Source organism: Affinundibacterium baiyunense, from assembly GCF_018139645.1.
Taxonomy (GTDB): Bacteria; Pseudomonadota; Gammaproteobacteria; order Burkholderiales; family Burkholderiaceae_D; genus Undibacterium; species Undibacterium baiyunense.
In genome coordinates this window covers 91,893-110,543 of sequence record NZ_JAGSPM010000007.1, presented here as the reverse complement: position 1 = coordinate 110,543, position 18,651 = coordinate 91,893, and the positions used below count along the sequence as shown (strand labels likewise).

Annotated in this window: 14 protein-coding genes and 1 tRNA gene; 5 read left to right on the top strand and 10 right to left on the bottom strand. The window is 45.4% G+C overall.

Going from position 1 to position 18,651, the window contains the following annotated elements; translation table 11 throughout:
- Positions 1–26: 26 nt before the first annotated feature.
- The 7 genes from rbfA to KDM92_RS12375 form a co-directional block, all read right to left on the bottom strand.
- Positions 27–425 carry a 30S ribosome-binding factor RbfA gene (gene rbfA, locus KDM92_RS12405; RefSeq protein ID WP_212684778.1) on the bottom strand — a complete coding sequence of 133 codons (399 nt, stop codon included), beginning with the start codon at positions 423–425 and terminating at the stop codon, positions 27–29.
- A gap of 169 nt (positions 426–594) precedes the next feature.
- Entirely contained in the window at positions 595–3,462 is a 2,868-nt protein-coding gene (gene infB / locus KDM92_RS12400; protein ID WP_212684777.1) for a translation initiation factor IF-2, read from the bottom strand.
- A gap of 84 nt (positions 3,463–3,546) precedes the next feature.
- A complete protein-coding gene (gene nusA / locus KDM92_RS12395; protein WP_189344597.1) occupies positions 3,547–5,106 on the bottom strand; it encodes a transcription termination factor NusA in 1,560 nt (519 codons plus the stop codon).
- Complete coding sequence (gene rimP / locus KDM92_RS12390; RefSeq protein ID WP_189344598.1) at positions 5,103–5,591, bottom strand: ribosome maturation factor RimP; 489 nt, start codon at positions 5,589–5,591, stop codon at positions 5,103–5,105. The genes nusA and rimP overlap by 4 nt, the downstream gene beginning before the upstream one ends.
- 275 nt (positions 5,592–5,866) lie before the next feature.
- Positions 5,867–7,729 (bottom strand): pseudouridine synthase, encoded by a 1,863-nt coding sequence (locus KDM92_RS12385; RefSeq protein WP_212684776.1) that lies wholly within the window; start codon positions 7,727–7,729, stop codon positions 5,867–5,869.
- On the bottom strand, positions 7,716–8,768 hold the full coding sequence (scpB, locus tag KDM92_RS12380; protein WP_212684775.1) for an SMC-Scp complex subunit ScpB: 1,053 nt from the start codon (positions 8,766–8,768) through the stop codon (positions 7,716–7,718). Before scpB ends, KDM92_RS12385 begins: the two co-directional genes overlap by 14 nt.
- Positions 8,769–9,088: 320 nt before the next feature.
- Positions 9,089–9,165 (bottom strand) — tRNA-Met (locus KDM92_RS12375).
- 195 nt (positions 9,166–9,360) lie between these two features.
- Between KDM92_RS12375 and KDM92_RS12370 the strand changes: the two genes are divergently transcribed.
- The 5 genes from KDM92_RS12370 to KDM92_RS12350 are packed head-to-tail and all read left to right on the top strand — an operon-like array spanning position 9,361 to position 13,718.
- Positions 9,361–9,930 (top strand): NUDIX hydrolase, encoded by a 570-nt coding sequence (locus KDM92_RS12370; RefSeq protein ID WP_189344601.1) that lies wholly within the window; start codon positions 9,361–9,363, stop codon positions 9,928–9,930.
- 33 nt (positions 9,931–9,963) lie between these two features.
- Positions 9,964–10,722, top strand: a complete 759-nt coding sequence (gene aat / locus KDM92_RS12365; protein ID WP_212684774.1) for a leucyl/phenylalanyl-tRNA--protein transferase — start codon at positions 9,964–9,966, stop codon at positions 10,720–10,722.
- A gap of 6 nt (positions 10,723–10,728) precedes the next feature.
- Positions 10,729–11,571: an arginyltransferase gene (locus tag KDM92_RS12360; RefSeq protein WP_230408335.1), complete on the top strand. Its 843-nt coding sequence runs from the start codon at positions 10,729–10,731 to the stop codon at positions 11,569–11,571.
- 24 nt (positions 11,572–11,595) lie between these two features.
- Complete coding sequence (locus KDM92_RS12355) at positions 11,596–12,639, top strand: quinone-dependent dihydroorotate dehydrogenase (protein ID WP_212684773.1); 1,044 nt, start codon at positions 11,596–11,598, stop codon at positions 12,637–12,639.
- A 35-nt stretch (positions 12,640–12,674) separates the two neighbouring features.
- Positions 12,675–13,718 carry an aldo/keto reductase gene (locus tag KDM92_RS12350; protein WP_212684772.1) on the top strand — a complete coding sequence of 348 codons (1,044 nt, stop codon included), beginning with the start codon at positions 12,675–12,677 and terminating at the stop codon, positions 13,716–13,718.
- A 93-nt stretch (positions 13,719–13,811) separates the two neighbouring features.
- Here the strand turns inward: KDM92_RS12350 and KDM92_RS12345 are convergent, their stop codons facing one another.
- From KDM92_RS12345 to KDM92_RS12335, 3 genes are all read right to left on the bottom strand, one after another.
- Positions 13,812–14,657 carry an alpha/beta hydrolase gene (locus KDM92_RS12345; protein WP_212684771.1) on the bottom strand — a complete coding sequence of 282 codons (846 nt, stop codon included), beginning with the start codon at positions 14,655–14,657 and terminating at the stop codon, positions 13,812–13,814.
- Positions 14,658–14,689: 32 nt separating this feature from the next.
- Entirely contained in the window at positions 14,690–15,613 is a 924-nt protein-coding gene (locus KDM92_RS12340) for a peptidylprolyl isomerase (protein WP_212684770.1), read from the bottom strand.
- Between the two features lie 88 nt (positions 15,614–15,701).
- Entirely contained in the window at positions 15,702–18,587 is a 2,886-nt protein-coding gene (locus tag KDM92_RS12335; RefSeq protein ID WP_212684769.1) for a M16 family metallopeptidase, read from the bottom strand.
- Positions 18,588–18,651 lie beyond the last annotated feature (64 nt).

Genomic DNA, 18,651 nt, shown 5'->3' with positions numbered 1-18,651 from the left:
TTGTGGTTCTGCTTTCTTAAGATTGATCAGTTTTCACTGTCGTTTTTATCTTCCGGCACATGCGTTGCATTTGCCTCATCGATCAGTTTCGACATTGCAATACCCCGCATGGTCGATGTGTCATGGATGAAGTGTAATTGTGGAAGTGTGTGGATGCGCAACTTCAATCCCAATTGATTACGCAAAAATCCGGCAGCTTTATTCAAGCCTTCAAAAGTATTTTTAATCGCGGTTGGATCATCTGCCAAAGTCGTGAAATAGACTTTAGCATGCGCGTAATCTGGCGTTAATTGAACTTCCGTCAGCGTAATCATACCGACGCGAGGATCTTTGAGTTCTGCCCAGATAATTTTAGATAAATCTCGTTGGATTTGATCTGCAACGCGCAAACCGCGAGCTGGGATGGATTTACTATTTTTGGCCATAATATAAAAACAATACCTAATTCAAAACAACAATATGAAGCGCGAAGGCGCAGATCACACAAAGAATAAAAACTAACTTTGCGTTCTCTGCGCCTCCGCGGTTCAATATTGTTTATTTTCTTTATTTCAAAAATCAAAGAGGAAGCTCTCGCTTCCTCTTTTTTACTTATTACAGCGTCCGCGCAATTTCTTGAATTTCGAAGATTTCTAAGAAATCCCCAACCTGAATATCGTTATAGGCTTTGAGTGAGAGACCGCACTCCATACCCGCACGAACTTCTTTAGCATCATCTTTGTATCGCTTCAAGGAATCCAACTCACCAGTCCATGTCACGACATTGTTGCGTAACAAACGAACGGATGACGTACGCTTAACCATACCTTCAGTAACCAAGCAACCTGCGATTGAACCGACTTTGCTGACTGAGAATACTTGACGGATCTCAACCATACCGATGATAGTTTCACGCTTCTCAGGCGCCAACATACCAGACAAGGCAGATTTAATTTCATCAACCGCATCGTAAATAATATTGTAGTAACGAATATCCACGCCGTTTGATTCAGCTAACTTACGTGCGGAGGCATCTGCACGCGTGTTGAAGCCAATAATGACTGCTTTCGAAGCGACTGCCAAGTTTACGTCGGATTCAGAGATACCGCCAACCGCTGCGTGAACGACTTGTACACGTACTTCGTTGTTGGACAGTTTGACCAAAGATTGAACCAAAGCTTCTTGTGAACCTTGAACATCGGTTTTGACGATAATTGGCAAGTTTTTGAGCTCGCCTTCGCCCATGTTTTCGAACATGTTCTCGAGTTTTGCAGCTTGCTGTTTCGCCAATTTAACATCGCGGTATTTACCTTGACGGAACAAGGCGATTTCACGTGCTTTACGTTCATCAACCATGACCATCACTTCTTCACCAGCGGTTGGTACTTCGGTCAAACCTTGAATTTCTACTGGGATTGACGGACCTGCTTCATTGATGTTCTTGCCGTTTTCATCCAACATCGCACGAACACGACCATAAGATGAACCAGCCAACACAACGTCGCCACGTTTCAAAGTACCTGATTGAACCAAGATCGTCGCAACAGTACCACGGCCTTTATCCAAACGAGATTCAACTACTAAACCTTTTGCTGGCGCATCAATTGGAGCACGTAATTCCAAAATTTCCGCTTGTAACAATACTTGTTCCAACAAATCATCAATACCTTGACCTGTTTTGGCCGATACTGGCACAAAAGGAGAATCGCCACCGTACTCTTCTGGTACTACGCTTTCTGCGACCAATTCTTGCGTCACACGATCAGCATTCGCTGCTGGTTTATCAATCTTATTGATCGCGACGACCAAAGGAACACCCGCTGCTTTTGCATGAGCAATCGCTTCTTTGGTTTGCGGCATCACGCCATCATCAGCGGCAACAACCAGAATAACAATGTCAGTTGCTTTTGCACCGCGTGCACGCATCGCAGTAAACGCTTCGTGACCTGGTGTATCAAGGAAAGTAATCATGCCGCGCGGCGTTTCGACGTGGTAAGCACCGATATGCTGCGTAATACCACCAGCTTCACCAGAAGCAACTTTAGCGCGACGAATGTAGTCGAGCAAAGAGGTTTTACCGTGATCAACGTGACCCATCACGGTGACAACTGGCGCACGTGGTGAAGACTCATATTCAGCATGTTCAGCAACGTCCGTCAACATCGCTTCAGGATCATCAATCTTTGCAGCAAATGCTTTATGTCCCATTTCCTCAACCAAAATCATTGCTGTTTCTTGATCGAGAACTTGGTTAATCGTGCACATTTGACCGAGTTTCATCAAATGCTTAATCACTTCAGACGCTTTTACAGACATCTTATGTGCCAACTCTGCAACTGTTAGTGTTTCTGGCACGTAGACATCTTTTACCACTGCCTCAACTGGCACTTGGAAGTTCGATTCACGTTCTTCATGGTGTTGGTTGCGACGACCTTTAGGTCCGCTCTTCCAACCTTCGCGACCAACTGGAGCTGCGCCACGAGTTTTCAAACCACCGCTACGTTTTTTCGCGGCATCTTCTTGCCAAGTAGAAGAAACGTTTGCTGACTTGATTGATTTCTTATCTGCACTTGGTGCTGCAGCGGTTGCAGGCTTAGCTTCTTTCTTATCGCCAGCCGGTTTCTTATCGCCCGCTTTTTTATCTGCAGGTTTATGCAAAGTGCCTTCCGCAACTTTAGATGGTGCGGCGGCTGGTGCTTCTACCGGTTTCGGTTTGCGCGCGGCCAGCATCATTTCTTTAATTTGCGCAACTTCGTCAGCTACTTTTTTACGTGCACTTTCAGCACTTGCAGCACGTGCGGCGGCTTCTTTTGCAGCTTCTTTTGCTTCAGCCGCGGCTTTTTTCTTCGCGTCTTCTGCTGCTACGCGCTTCGCTTCTTCATCCGCAGCTGACACTTCTGCCACTACGGTTTTACTTGCTTTTGCACGTTTTTCTTCAGCTTGCTTCGCTTTTTCTGCTTCTGCTTTTGCCTTAGCAGCGGCTTCTGCTTCACGCGCAGCTTTCGCTTCAGCTTCTTTTTCTGCTTCCAACTTAGCTAGCTGTGCTTGTTTCTCGAGTAATTCAGCCTCGCGACGCGCTGCTAATTCAGCTTCGGCTTTCGCCTCTGCTTCACGACGTGCAATTTCTGCTGGATCGATCGCTGGAGTTGTTGATTTCAGATTCTCTTCAGGAGAACTTTCATCACGTTTTACAAAAGTACGTTTCTTGCGTACTTCCACTTGCACAGTACGTGTTTTACCCGTTGCATCAGCTTGCTTGATCTCGGTTGTTTCTTTACGAGTCAAAGTGATTTTTTTCTTTTCGGCATCAGGAGCCACGCCGTGTGAACGACGTAAATGTTCCAACAACTTGTCTTTATCTTCTTTAGACAAGATATCGGACGCAGACGCTTTTGTAACGCCTGCGGCATTCAATTGCGTGAGCAGTAAATCCGCTGACATTTTCAGCTCGGTGGCAAATTGAGCTACATTATTACTCGCCATTCAGTCCTCTTTCCTTGTTTTGTGCTGCGATTTAACATTCAATTGAGTTAAATCTACGCTTCAATATGGGTTATTCACTCGTGATTATTTTGCTTCAACGAGTTTCCATGCTTTTTCCAATACGGCTTTTGCATGTTCATCATATTTAGCGTCGATGAGTTTCATCTCATCATCAGTCACATCTTCAAATGCATTATCAATTAATTGGCGCGCACGGTCGGTAGACAGAGCCAAAATCGCACCAAATTCATCGTAAGCTAAGCCACCGAAAGCAGCGAGGGTCTTAATACCAGCCAAGCCCAATTTACCTGCTGTTGCACGGCTCATACCTTCCAGATTAATCAACGCGTCTTCTACACCTTCAACACCTTCTTCAGAAGCAATCGCTTCTGTCACAAGCGCATCACGTGCACGATTACGCAGTTCATTCACTGTATCTTCATCTAAGGCATCAATTTCCAGCATTTCGCTAATTGGTACATAAGCGATTTCTTCTAAGCTGGAGAAACCTTCGTCTACTAGAATATCTGCCACTTCTTGATCAACATCGAGCTTCTCCATAAACAATTTACGGATGCCCGCAGTTTCTTGTTCTGCTTTATCAGCGGATTGCTCCGCGGTCATAATATTAATTTGCCAGCCAGTTAACTCGGCTGCTAAACGTACGTTTTGACCACTACGGCCAATCGCGATCGCCAGATTTTCATCGTCAACCACAACATCCATTGCATGCTTTTCTTCATCCACCATGATCGAAGAAACGTTCGCTGGAGCCAATGCACCAATGACGAATTGTGCTGGATCTTCAGACCACAAGACGATATCAACACGCTCGCCACCGAGTTCACCAGTGACTGCTTGTACACGAGAACCGCGCATACCTACGCAAGTGCCGATAGGATCAATACGTTTATCATCAGTATGAACCGCGATCTTAGCGCGTACGCCCGGATCACGTGCTGCTGACTTGATCACCAAAGAACCTTGTTCGATTTCTGGCACTTCGAGTTCAAATAATTTCATGATGAACTCTGGCGCCGTACGAGACAAGATAACTTGTGGGCCGCGCGCATTACGATCGATACGCAAAATATAAGCACGAACACGATCACCAACGCGTAAATTTTCTTTTGGGATCATTTGATCGCGTGGCAAACGTGCCTCGATACGACCAGATTCCACCACAGCTTCGCCACGTTCCATACGTTTAATGGTACCCATGACGAGGGAATCACCACGCTCCAAGAACTCAGCCAAAATTTGTTCACGTTCTGCATCACGAATACGTTGCAAAACGATTTGTTTGGTATCTTGCGCAAAACGACGCCCCAGCTCGACAGACTCTACTGGCTCTTCGATGTATTCATCCACTTCGATGTCAGCATATTGCTCAACCGCTTCAAAGTGCAAAATTTCTTGATCAGGCAATTGCAAACCAGCTTCGTCAGCCACTACATGCCAACGACGGAAGGTGCGGTACTCACCAGTATTGCGATCGATTTCAACGCGAATATCAACTTCGCCGTCATAACGTTTTTTGGTAGCCGTTGCCAAAGCATGTTCCAATGCGCCAAAAACGATATCTTCATCCACGTTTTTTTCACGCGCCAGCACATCAACCAATAATAAAACTTCGCGACTCATGCTTTGCGACTCCTAAAATCCACTTGCGGCACTAAACGTGCCTTATCTAAATCAGCGAGCGTAAACTCAAGCATCGCTGCGCCATCTTTTGTTTCAAATTCGAGCTTCAGAGTTTCCCCTTCTGGCTCGTGTAATATACCTTCGAAGCTTTTACGATTTGCCATGCCTGGCATAGGCAAGCGCAATTTCACATTGGCTTTTTCACCAGCAAAACGAACGAAATCAGCAAACTTTTTCAAAGGGCGATCTAAGCCCGGGGAAGAAATTTCCAAGCGCTCATAATTCACTTCTTCTACAGTCAATACGTGGGACAATTGATGACTGACTTTCGCACAATCCTCAACCGTAATATGACCTTTTTCCTCAACATCTTCAGGCAAAAGATCGATATACACACGAAACAAACCACGCTCTGCTCGCTCAAAATCGACCAGATCGTAGCCTGTCCCATTGACAGTCTTTTCAATTAATTCCAACAATTGCAAGACAATTCTCCGATAAACACAGATTTCACTCTTGCAGCAAATCAAGTAATCATCAAATCACTTGCATTTGCACTCAAAAACGATTCGCCAAAAAAAAATGGGCACCAGCCCATCTTTTTAGCGCCTCAAATAAATCTTTAAAATAATTAAAAATTAACTTAAGGAAAAATCTGCTAACTACAAGATTATAAACGATTAATTACTCAATCGCAATGAGAAGTCGGTGAAAAACTCAGCCTAGGCAACATCTTCTACCGACTTCCGAGCAGGATTTATCAACCACCACGACGGCGACGAGCTGCAATCGCCTGACCAATCGCCTGACCACTACCACGCACAGTTGGACCGCGGCGGTTTTGATCTCGCATTGGAAAGCCCAACGCTGTTTGCAAAGGATCTGGCTGACGGCTGCGTGACTTGGCATTTTTACCACCTGATTTCGCACTCTGCCCAGAACCATTAGCTTGCGAACCAGCATAAGTAGCACGCGCCGGACGACCGTTTTGCGGATTAGCAAACCCTGCGCGCACAGTTGGCTCGTAACTTCGCTGAACTGGCGCATCAAACGGATTCACATTACGTGGGACTTTACCGCCCTGCACACGATTACCATTTGGCTTGCCGCTTGAGCGCTCAGTCTTTTCACCAACCGTTTTTTCCAAGCCACTAATTTTTAGCAAGCTACGTACAGCATCTTCGCCCAATTCATCCCAACGACCACGCTTTAAGCCTGAAGGCAAAGTCATCACACCATATCGAGTACGAATCAAACGTGACACAGTCAAACCAACCGCCTCAAACATACGGCGAACTTCACGATTACGACCCTCACCAATAATCACTCGATACCATTTATTGACACCTTCACCACCGCCATCAGAGATCTTGGAGAATTGCGCCATACCATCTTCTAACTCAACGCCTGCCAACAATTTTTGACGCATACCCTCTTCCAACTCACCCAGAGTACGCACAGCATATTCGCGCTCAATACCATAGCGCGGATGCATTAAACGATTTGCCAAATCACCGGAGGTCGTGAACAGCAATAAGCCTTCTGTATTGTAATCAAGACGACCAACAGCCAACCATTTACCAACCTTCATCTGCGGCAAACTATCAAAAACCGAGGCACGCCCCTCTGGGTCACTTGTACTAACAATTTCACCCGCTGGCTTATGATAAATCAACACACGCGGTGGCTTCTTACTCACTTTGCGCTGAATTAACTTGCCATTAATACGCACTTGATCTTGCGGCAAAATACGCTGCCCAATATGTGCTGGCTCACCATTAACAGAAACACGTCCTGCAATAATTAACTCTTCCATATCTCGACGTGACCCCAGCCCAGCTTCAGCTAGCACTTTATGCAATTTCGGCGCGTCATCATCGGCAGTTAAATCACGGCGCGGCTTTTTATTTTTATCATGACGTGCTTGTTTCACATCATCCATTGAGTCGTATGCATCGGAAGTTACAAATGAGAACACATCATCCGCATTTGCAACACTACGGGTATTTGGCTGCCCCGAGCGTCGTGGATTATTTTGGTTACGCTGCTCTCCACCACGATTTTGCCCACCCTGCGTTGATTTAGGTTGTTGGCGATGCCGAGATTGCCCCTCAACACGCTGCGCACCTTGCGCCTGATCATCACGAGATTTTGAATTACGAGTGCGATTTCTATCACCCTGAGCCTGGGTGCGACGTGGACGTTCGCCACCCTCGTCAGTATGAACTTGATTCGATGTCGTCGCTTGTGAATTATTTTGCGATTGCGCATTCACTTCTTGGACTTCAACCTGACGTGGCGTGCGAGCTTGACGCGGAGCACGCTGTTGACGTGGCGCACTAGATGTTGGAGCAGATAGCTCGACAATATCTGATGCAGGGACTTCAGCATCAGCACCAACAACATCCTGCTTAAGTCTTGGCTTAGATCTAGGTTTACTTGGCGCTCGCTGCGTCTTCGCCGCTGGCACATCAGCACTTCCTGCAATTACTGCTTCAGTGACAAACTCATCGGTCTTCGCGACCTTCGGACGTACAGCACGCTTTGCACGAGGGCGTGGCGCATCGGTCTCAGCGCTAGAATTTTGCTGGTTAAAAGTTTCGTCTGGATTATTTGTGTTCATTATCTGATTCTGGTTTGAAAGGTGTTAGAGCTTCAGCATACGCTTCCACTTTTTCATCTAAATTCGTATCAGCCATCATTGCAACATCATCCAAGATCACATCACTGGCTGCATCATCTTCAAGAGTATCTGCCGCAAAATCTTCCGCCGCAACTTGACTCAATTTCTCTTGCGCATTTACTTCAGCATCAGTTTCGCCATCTGCGTCATTAACGACATCAACAGCGATATCTGCATTCACAACTTGCGCACTTAAATTAATTTCATCTTCAATTATCTCAATCGAGCTAACTTCGGTTGCGATACCTGACACATTATCGCTAGAGATACGCACTTCGAAAGCATCCTCTGCCTGAGCCTGCTGCAGGCCAGTCCCTTCGACCACTTCAGCGACTTCAATATTGATGCCAGCCGAATCAGAGGCATCAACCGAGGATTCAACCCCATCAAACATATTTAATTCTGGAGAGACATCCTTAGATGCTGGCGCCTCCTCAGACTCTTCTTGACCAATTTGCTGCAAAGGTGGCAATTGATCTAATGAAGCCATGCCAAGATCACTTAAAAATTGCTTGGTGGTCGCAAATAAAGCTGGTCGACCTGGCACTTCACGATGACCGATTGTTTCTATCCAACCTCGATCTTCCAGTGTTTTGATCATCTGGGAAGCAACAGCCACACCACGAATCTCTTCGATATCGCCACGCGTCACTGGCTGACGATAAGCAATAATCGCCAAAGTCTCCAAAGTCGCTCGCGAATATTTGGGCGGCTTCTCAGGATTTAAACGATCTATATATGCACGCATCTCTGGACGACTTTGAAAGCGCCACCCAGTCGATAAAGAAACCAACATAATTCCCTTATCAGACCAATCTTGACGCACTTCTTCCAGCATTAATTTAATCGTATCGGCACCGACCAAATCTTCTTGATCACTACTTTCGACAAACAATTTTTTCATTGTATTAATGGTCAGCGGCTCATGCGCGCATAACAATGCGGTTTCGAGTACACGCTTGGCATCTGCAGTATTCATGCAAACTCTTTAGCTAACAGGTTGTGTTGATCTTAAGAAGTATTCAGTGAAGCACTCGGGATAATATTTATCCCAACCAGTCTAGTCTTATAGGACATCGCGCAGCATGATTCAAAATGTGCGCCTGGCGGATCAGTCTGCAGCTCACCTGCACATGGATCACCAACTCCGGTTCACCAATATAGGTCAGTCAAAACAGTCGATCAATTTAGTAGATGCCAGATTGTAGTCTAGAAACACGCTCTAAACGCAAACCAATCAAAAAAATTGTCAGCCTAACGAAAAAGCCACGATGAAACGTGGCTTTATTCTTGTAATTCTGGTTGCGGGGGCAGGATTTGAACCTACGACCTTCGGGTTATGAGCCCGACGAGCTGCCAGACTGCTCCACCCCGCGTCTGATAAGTAGAACTATACAGGACTTTGCTGCTTTGCGCAATTTCTTTCTCTGTTTTTCCTTAATCGTAAGCATTATTTTATTGCACGATAATGACAAGACATCGTTTTAAGCACGCTAGATCTAGTGAAACTAGCTGGCAGTGATACACTTTCATAGATTCAATTACTGTCACCATCTTGAAAGATTCGCTTGATGAAATTTTGCTCCGCATGTGCTGCTCCCGTGATTTTAAAAGTTCCAGCAGAGGACACGCGCGAACGCTTTGTTTGCACCAGATGCGAGACGATTCATTATCAAAATCCGAATATGGTAGTCGGCACCTTACCGATCTGGAATTTACAAGGTGAAACCAAAGTTTTGCTCTGCAAACGTGCGATCGAGCCACGCTATGGCTATTGGACTTTGCCCGCAGGCTTTATGGAAAATCAGGAAACCTGTCGCCAAGCAGCACAACGCGAAACTATCGAAGAAGCTGGTGCGAATATTCAACTGCATGAGTTGTATTCGGTATTGAGCGTTCCCCACGTCGATCAAGTGCATTTATTTTATCGAGCGACTTTGATTGATACGAATTATCTAGCTGGCACAGAAAGTCTAGAGGTCGCACTATTTGCAGAACATGAAATCCCTTGGGAAGAAATCGCCTTCCCAACGGTAAGTCAAACCTTAAAATTCTTTTTTGAAGATTTAAAGAATGTTCGTTCCGGTGGGCATTTCCAGTTGCACGAGCATGATTTCTACAAATCGCACCGACCTGATTAATGCACATTGCTTCAGACTTTTACTTTCTTACTCATGATTCCTTGGTTAGAGATTGACAGCCCATTCCCTCACATTGACGAGGCATTGACAGCCGAGCAAGGTGCGGCAGGCTTATTAGCTGCGGGCGCTGATTTGTCGCCTGAACGCTTATTGACAGCCTACCAAAATGGAATTTTTCCTTGGTTTTCTGAAGGGCAGCCCATCCTATGGTGGTCGACCGATCCGCGTATGGTATTAAAGACGCGTGACTTTAAGATTTCGGACAGCTTAAAGAAGCGCCTCAACAAATCGCTTAAAGACGCGAACTGGAGTTTTCGCTTTGATAGCGCATTCACACAAGTCATGCGCTGCTGCGCGGCACCGCGCAAAAGTCAAGATGGCACTTGGATTTCAGAAGAAATTATTCAAGGCTACTCAGCACTGCACAAATTAGGTTATGCACATAGCTCTGAAGTCTGGCTAGATGGAGAATTAGTCGGCGGCGCTTACGGTGTTTGTATAGGCAAGATGTTTTATGGCGAATCCATGTTTGCCAAGGTAACCGATGCTTCTAAAATGGCATTAAGTCAGCTAGTTATTTTATTACGCAAGCATGATGTGGAAATGATAGACTGCCAACAAGAGACATCGCACCTCGCATCATTCGGTGCCAAAGCAATTAGTCGAGAAGAGTTCATGCGTCACGTAAAACGCGCAATCACACAAGAAACGATTGATGCATGGTCTCCACTCACTTTAGACAGTTTCAAGCACTACCTGCAATCGACGCATCCTCAGCCAGCAGAAAGATGAATAGCGATGCAATCACGCACTAAACCACCAATACAATTGATGTCGCCAATCAACGACGATGCGAATCAATATGATCGTGACGATGTGGATCACTGCGCCAACTCTGATAAGGTTGAAAGCGCAGATGACCAGAATACGAACGATTACATTACCTTGCATTACTATGCAACCGCGCCGTACGCTTGTAGTTATCTAGAGAATCAGCAAGCACGTTCACAAGTCGCTACGCCTGCCCATTTAATTGGCAGTGAGGTTTATTCTGAACTGGTGAGCCGTGGCTTTAGACGCAGTGGTGTATTTATTTATCGCCCCTACTGCGATCAATGTTCTGCTTGCACACCGGTACGTACCGTTGTCAGTCAATTCAAACCCAATCGCAGTCAGCGTCGGGCATTACAGCGACACGCAGATTTATACACCGAAGTCTTACCTCTTGAATTTGTCGAAGAACACTTCGAACTCTATCAACGCTATCAAAGTCGCCGACATGCAGGTGGCGGTATGGATCAAGATGGACGCGATCAATATGCGCAGTTCTTATTACAAAGTCGCGTGAATACGAGACTAGTTAGTTTTCGTGACGGCAATCAGGTTTTGCGCATGATTAGCATCATTGATATTTTGAATGATGGCCTGTCATCGGTTTACACATTTTATGATCCCGATGTACCGCAAAGCGCTTACGGCACCTTTAATGTGTTATGGCAAATCGCACAAACCAAAATTCTCGGGCTTCCTTATCTTTATCTCGGCTACTGGATAGAAGCGAGCCGCAAAATGTCGTACAAAACCAATTTCAAACCTTTGCAAGCGCTTCAGGACGGCAGCTGGAAGCCACTCTCCATTTAAATTATTTACTATTACACTCTTATTATGTCTGATCAATTGCTCTATTCTCTAGCCCGACCTTTCCTCTTTTTCATGGACCCCGAAAGTGCGCATGACTTAACGCTGCCCGGCTTAAAGCGTGCACACAATATGGGATTGACGCGACTGCTCCCTAAGCCAGCAGCTGATCCACGCAAGGTAATGGGAATCACCTTCCCAAATCCAGTTGGCTTGGCAGCCGGCTTAGATAAAGATGGGCGCTATATCGATGGCTTAGCGTCCCTAGGTTTTGGCTCAATTGAAATCGGAACGGTGACGCCACGCGCACAAGCTGGTAATCCCAAGCCACGGATGTTTCGTTTGCCGCAAGCGAACGCGATCATCAATCGCATGGGATTCAATAATGGCGGTGTTGATGCCTTTGTCGCCAATGTGCAGGCGTCGCGCTTTTACCAAGAAAAACAAGGCGTGCTCGGTTTAAATATCGGTAAAAATGCCGATACGCCGATCGAAAAAGCTGCCGATGATTACCTACTATGCTTAAACAAAGTTTATCCATACGCTAGCTATGTCACCGTCAACATCTCTTCACCAAACACCAAAAATCTACGTCAATTACAGGGCGCATCAGAACTTGACGACTTGCTTTCCAAACTCAAAGACGCACAACAACGTTTAGCCGATCAACACAAACGCTATGTGCCGATCACCTTAAAAATTGCACCGGATATAGACAGCGAACAAATCAAAAACATTGCTGACTCGTTATTACGTCACAAGATAGATGGTGTCATCGCCACCAACACAACCATCACACGCGACGCTGTCAAAGGTTTGCAACACGGCGAAGAGACCGGCGGTTTATCTGGCGAACCGGTATTTGAATTGTCCAATAAAGTCATCCGCGCCTTAAAATCAGAGCTGGGTGATGCCTTACCCATTATCGGTGTAGGTGGTATTTTTTCGGGTAAAGATGCGGTGGCAAAAATGGATGCTGGCGCGTCTCTAGTGCAGGTCTACTCGGGCTTGATTTATCGCGGTCCAGCATTAGTACGTGAGTGTGCAGTCGCGATACGAAATGACAAATAATCTAGCTGAATGCGGCTGCAAAATTTGGATTGAATATGAAACTAAAAAAACTAGGTAGCAGTGATTTGATGGTGTCAGAGGTGTGCTTAGGCACCATGACATTCGGCGAACAAAACACCGAAGCAGAGGCACACCAGCAGCTTGATTTTTCTTTGGCACATGGTATCAACTTCATCGATACCGCAGAAATGTATCCCGTCATGCCACGTACCGAAACCGTGCATAGAACCGAGCAATACATAGGCAGCTGGATCAAACAATCCGGTCAACGCGATAAAATTATTTTAGCTACCAAAGTAGCAGGTCCATCTCGCGGTATGCCATGGATACGCAATGGTGACAACGATCTTGATGAAAAAAACATTCGCATTGCAATCGACGCCAGCTTAAAGCGGCTCAACACAGATTACATCGACCTCTACCAATTACATTGGCCAAGCCGAAATGCGCCTATCTTTGGTCAAAAAGAATTTGATCCAAATCTAGAAAGAGAAAGTGTCGCAATCGAAACCACATTAGACGTACTCGATAGTTTGATCAAAGAAGGCAAGATTCGTCACATCGGTGTCTCCAACGAAACACCATGGGGAGTGAGCGAATTCATCAAGCATGCTGAACGCCAACAACAAGCGCGCATCGTCTCTATCCAAAATCCCTACCACTTAATGAATCGCAGTTATGAGCAAGGATTAACCGAAACTTGCTATCGTGAACAAGTGGGCTTATTGGCATACAGCCCACTTGCATTTGGACGTTTAACAGGAAAATATGTCGATGATGTGCAAGCCAAAGGACGGCTTACACAATTTCCCGCAACATGGAGCCCACGCTACATGCGCCAGGAAGTGATCGCGACTAGCGAACGCTACACCCAGCTAGCACGTGATTTTGGCTACACACCAACCCAGCTCGCGCTGGCATGGTGTTACTCACGTTGGTTCGTCGCAAGCACCATCATCGGTGCAACCAATTTACAGCAATTAGAAGAAAATATTCGCGCCACCGAAGTCAAACTCAGCGATGAAGTGATAGCAGCGATCAATGCAATTCATGCGACATCTGCCAATCCAGCGCAGTAAATATCTTACGGTATATCGAGAAGCAAGTGATGGACTCTTTTAGCAAAAAGTCCATCACAAGATGCGAAAACTCTGATATCTATCTTATTGCAATCACCGGTCTGACTTAGCACTCATCGCTTCTACCAAAAACGCCCTATACGCCGCTTTCGTTTCAGGAAATAACATGGCATCCATGTGCCCTGCATCGACGCTGATGAAACGTTTCTTGCTTTGTTTAAGTTCATCGAAAAGGACACGGGCAGTTGCTTCTGGTGTAGTGGTGTCGCGCTTGCCTGCGATGATCAAGATCGGAAATTGAATGTTTTGTAGACTGCGACGATTATCGACTTGGGCTACATCGCCGTCTAACTTATAAGATACAAAAGGTTTGGCAAACCAAGGGGTGAGATTCTGCGCATAGGTTTGCGGATCTGTTCCGGTTCCTTCTAATACCACTCCGTCTAGTAGACGTTGCTCGGCTAAATTGGCAGCAACAAAACTGCCGAATGAGTGTCCATGCACAATCAAACGCCCTTGCACCAAACCGCGCGCATAGTCATACAGAGCTAAAGTATCCGTCTCAATTTCTTGTAAACCATGCTTTGCCGTGGTCGCATCGCTACGACCGAAACTACGATAATCAAAGGCAATCACGTTCAAATTCATATCGGCGAATGGCTTCAGAAAAAAAGCACCACTCGCATCTAAACGAACGCCACTTCCAAGCAGATAAAACACAGTTGCTTCAGCCTTGGGCTGACTGAAATACACACCACGACTTACTGAGCCGTCTGCTTGTACAAATTCCAAATCACGCAATTGATATGTTGGCGCACTAGTTTTTAATAAAGCTAATTTATGAGCGTCACGAGGTACAAACTGATTAGAGCTTACGGTGACGGTCATACAGCCACTTAAAGCGGCAGTTAGAACGAGCAAGGGAACAAATTTTCTCATTGATTTATCTCGACAATACGAATGCAAACGTCTTACTTCACAAGCCTGACAGGCACTGGCACATTACACAATTCAATATGATTGGCTGCAAATTTATACCAATCGCCAGCACGATTTCTTTGTGCTTCCACCAATGCTTTAAAACTGCTGGTGTCGGTGCGGAAGACTTCTAACTTACTACGTTCTGCCTCAGGTACATCTGCCGCCAAACGTACCGTCTTAATCGGTGTTCGTTCTTCAGGTTTTTCATAAAATCCTAAGGCGCCAGTCCCGCGTGGCAAACTGGAGAGTAATTCTATACCATGCATCACACGTCCAACCACCGTGATATTTCGATCTAAATTGCGTGGAGCATGCCCAGTCACCGCGTACAAGGAACCACCATTGCCGCTATCGATGTCATTTCCTCTTGCGACACCAATCGCGCCATAGCAATGAGTCAACCAAGTTGTTCGCGACTTTGGATCACGACCAGCAGCAAAGCCATTAACATGACCAACTTGCGGTGCGTAGCCATCTACATCTGGAAGGCGTGTAAATGTATCTGTTTGCTTATATTTGACGGTGAACTCTGCATCGACCTTCTTGCTGGCGTTTTTAAATTCTCGCTTCTCACTGGGATCGCCCCACTGCGCCACGTAGTTATCGTGCGAACGAATGATCGCCAATCCATCAAAATATCCTTCCTTCACAAGCATTTTGATATTCGCAACATTTTTTGGCGCGAACTCTGGTGCTAGTTCAATGACGACACGACCTTTTTCTAATTCTAAATACAAAGTATTGTCAGGATTTAATGATCGCCAATCACTCGCTTGCGAGGCCTTTAACACATCAGCCATCGTCAATTTTGGTGAGCTCGCTTTTTTTGCTTGTTGTTGCGCCATCGCCGAAGTAGTCAACACCGTTGATACTAGCGCTAACACGATTTTCTTAGATACAAAGTTTGCTTTCATGCTCTCTTCCTTTCATTTTTTATTCGATGTGAATCCGATTTAAATCCTGATTTTGAATTCATCTACTTGCTTAAGAATAAACTACTGATCATAAGTTCCCAACGCCATCTGCTGGCTTCATATGCTCCGGATACATCACCACTTGAATGTAATTCTCTGCATTCAAATAAACTTTGGCGGCCTCTAATAATTCCTTGGCTTGCAATTGCTTCACCCTTTCATTAAAGGTGAAGACATGCATCGGGTTCTCATTTTCTTCTTTGGCGTTAGTAAATATTGTCATCCAAAAATCATTAGTTTTAATCTGCTCTTGGCGATTTTTTAGCCAATTTTCCTTCACCTTATTGAGTTCCTCACTAGTCACGGTATTTGTCTTCAACTCGTCGAATAAGGCAAAGCTACTGCTCAATAACTGTTCGACATGCTCTGGCCCACTCGGCAAGTACAACTCAATTACATATCCTTGATAGGGGTTCAACACCGTTCTATATGACACTTGCGGGCTATACACAGCACCAAGTTCCTCACGCATTTTGGCGGTGAGTCGCAATTGCAGAATTTCCATCAAGGCAGAAAAACGCATACGATCCTTGATGTTCATACTGCGCTCGCCATGTAACTGCAAGCTAATCAAACTTTGGTTTTCTTTACCGACGTAGACATTCTTTTTGACGATGCCAGAAACAGGCCGCAAGCCGTGATCTCTGACGCCGACTTCAACATCATGTGAAGGCAAGCTAGCCAGATACGTCAACATCAAAGGTTTAATTTTTGCGATATCAAAACTACCGACCAAAAAGAAAGTAAAGCCCTTTGCGCTGGAAAAGCGACCTCGATAAATATCCATCAAACGATCCAAATCAAGGTTCGCAATATGCTCTGGCGTAGTCAATATTGGTGCACGTGGATGCGATGGATACATCGTGTGTATCAATTGATCTTGAAATACCATGAACGGTGAAGCCATCTGATTACGTAAAGCATCTTGCTGCTTACCGACAAAGGATTGAAATAAAGCAGGATCGCGTCGTGGTGCCGTCATCGCAAGATGCACCACCTGCAACATCGCTTCGAGATCTTTATTGTTGGATGAAGCAGAAATACCTTCAGCATCTTCACCAAATTTGGTCGAGACACCCACACTCTTCCCTGCCAAGAATTTTCCTAACTCGATAGGTGGTAAATCTTTCATGCCCATCGCGCCGACTACTGCGGTCGCATAGCGCGCTTGTAAAAAATCGGCATCGGCGAGCATCGACATACCACCAACTCGCGTTGCACCAAGCAGTATTTGATCCTTTTTAAAATTGGTTGGTTTCATGACTAAAGTAGCACCATTACTTAGTGTCCAACTCGTCGTACCTAACTTCTGATCTTTCACTTCACGAATAATGTGACCCGCTTTTGGCATTGTATCGAATAGACTCGTCACCGCTTTTTTCTCGGTGTAGGCGGTCACTTGTTTTTGTTCTGCCAGCTTAACCATTTCTATCAATTGCTGTGTATCCGGAATCGTATGGTCAGGCTTATCGCTACCTTGATACACGATTAGCTTCGGTTCCTGATTAATTAAGATGCTGCGTGCAAATTGATTGACATCTTCAAGCTGAATTTGATTGACGATTTGTTGATGAAATACGTACTCAGCCTCGATACCTGGGATCGCCTCACCCAGTAAAAAATTGCGGATAAATTCTTCCGCCAATTCGTCTGACTGATTTTTTTCTCGCTCTTTATAAGCATTCTCCATATTGCGCAAAATATTCGCTTTAACCCGGTTAAATTCATCCGCACTAAAACCAAATTGCGCAACGCGCTTGTTTTCTTGCATTAATGCATCGATCGCCGCCTGCACACCAGCCTTGCCAATCACCGCGACCGAATTAAACTCTTGGTACTGCGCAACCAAACCTCTAACTTCGCTACTCGCCGCGATAAAAGGTGGCTGAGGTAATTGCACCAATTGATTTAAACGATCACTGAGCATTGCATTAAAAAAGCGCTGAATACGACGCTCGCGATAGCTTCCAAACTTGCCATCATTGATCTTCAAATAGCGTCCTTGCGAGATACTAATGGCGGAATAATTCGCCTCTTTATCAGTCGCTACGATTGCATCAGCCATATTCTTTAGAGGTACTTCGGCGACGACACGTGGACGCGGTTTTTGCGGTTTTTTTAAACCAGCAAAATGCTTCTCTATCAGTTTTTTTGTTTGTGCGAGATCAATATCGCCAACCACCACCACGGCCATCAATTCCGGACGATACCAATCTCGATAAAATCGCTTCAAAGCATCGTAATCAAAATTTTTCAGGATCTCTTCTTTTCCAATTGGCATCCGCTCAGCGTATCGCGAGCCGTATAAAGTCTTGGGAATAATTTGTTTTTTAAGTCTATCATCGGCGCCCTTGCCCAAACGCGCCTCTTCTAAGACTACGCCGCGCTCACGATCAATTTCAGCATGATCAAAGCTCAATCCATTTGCCCAATCTGCCAACACCATAATCGCTTTATCCAAATTGCTCGGTTTATCGGTTGGAATCGGCAAGATGTACACCGTCTCATCGAAGCTCGTATACGCATTTAAGTCAGCACCAAACTTCACTCCTATCGATTCCAAGAAAGAAACCAAATCATTTTTCTTGAAATGTTTGCTGCCATTAAATGCCATGTGCTCAGTAAAATGCGCTAAGCCTTGCTGATCATCGTCTTCCAAAATGGAACCAGCTTTAATCACTAAGCGCAACTCCGCCTTTTTCTCGGGCGTGGCATTTTTTTGCAAGTAGTAAGTCAATCCATTATCCAACTTTGCTTTGACTAACTTAGACGAATAAGGAATAGATTGATGCGCAGCATAAGCAGCATTTGAAGATATTTGTGCAGAGCTGACAACCGGTGCGAAGAGCGAAGTCGCTAAAACAAACGCTGAAAGAATTGAACGAGCGGGAAACCGGAGAGAAGATGCGCGCATAAGCTATTCACAAAAATAAATTAAGCAGGCAACTTACTCCAATTTTTATATAAATACAAATTAA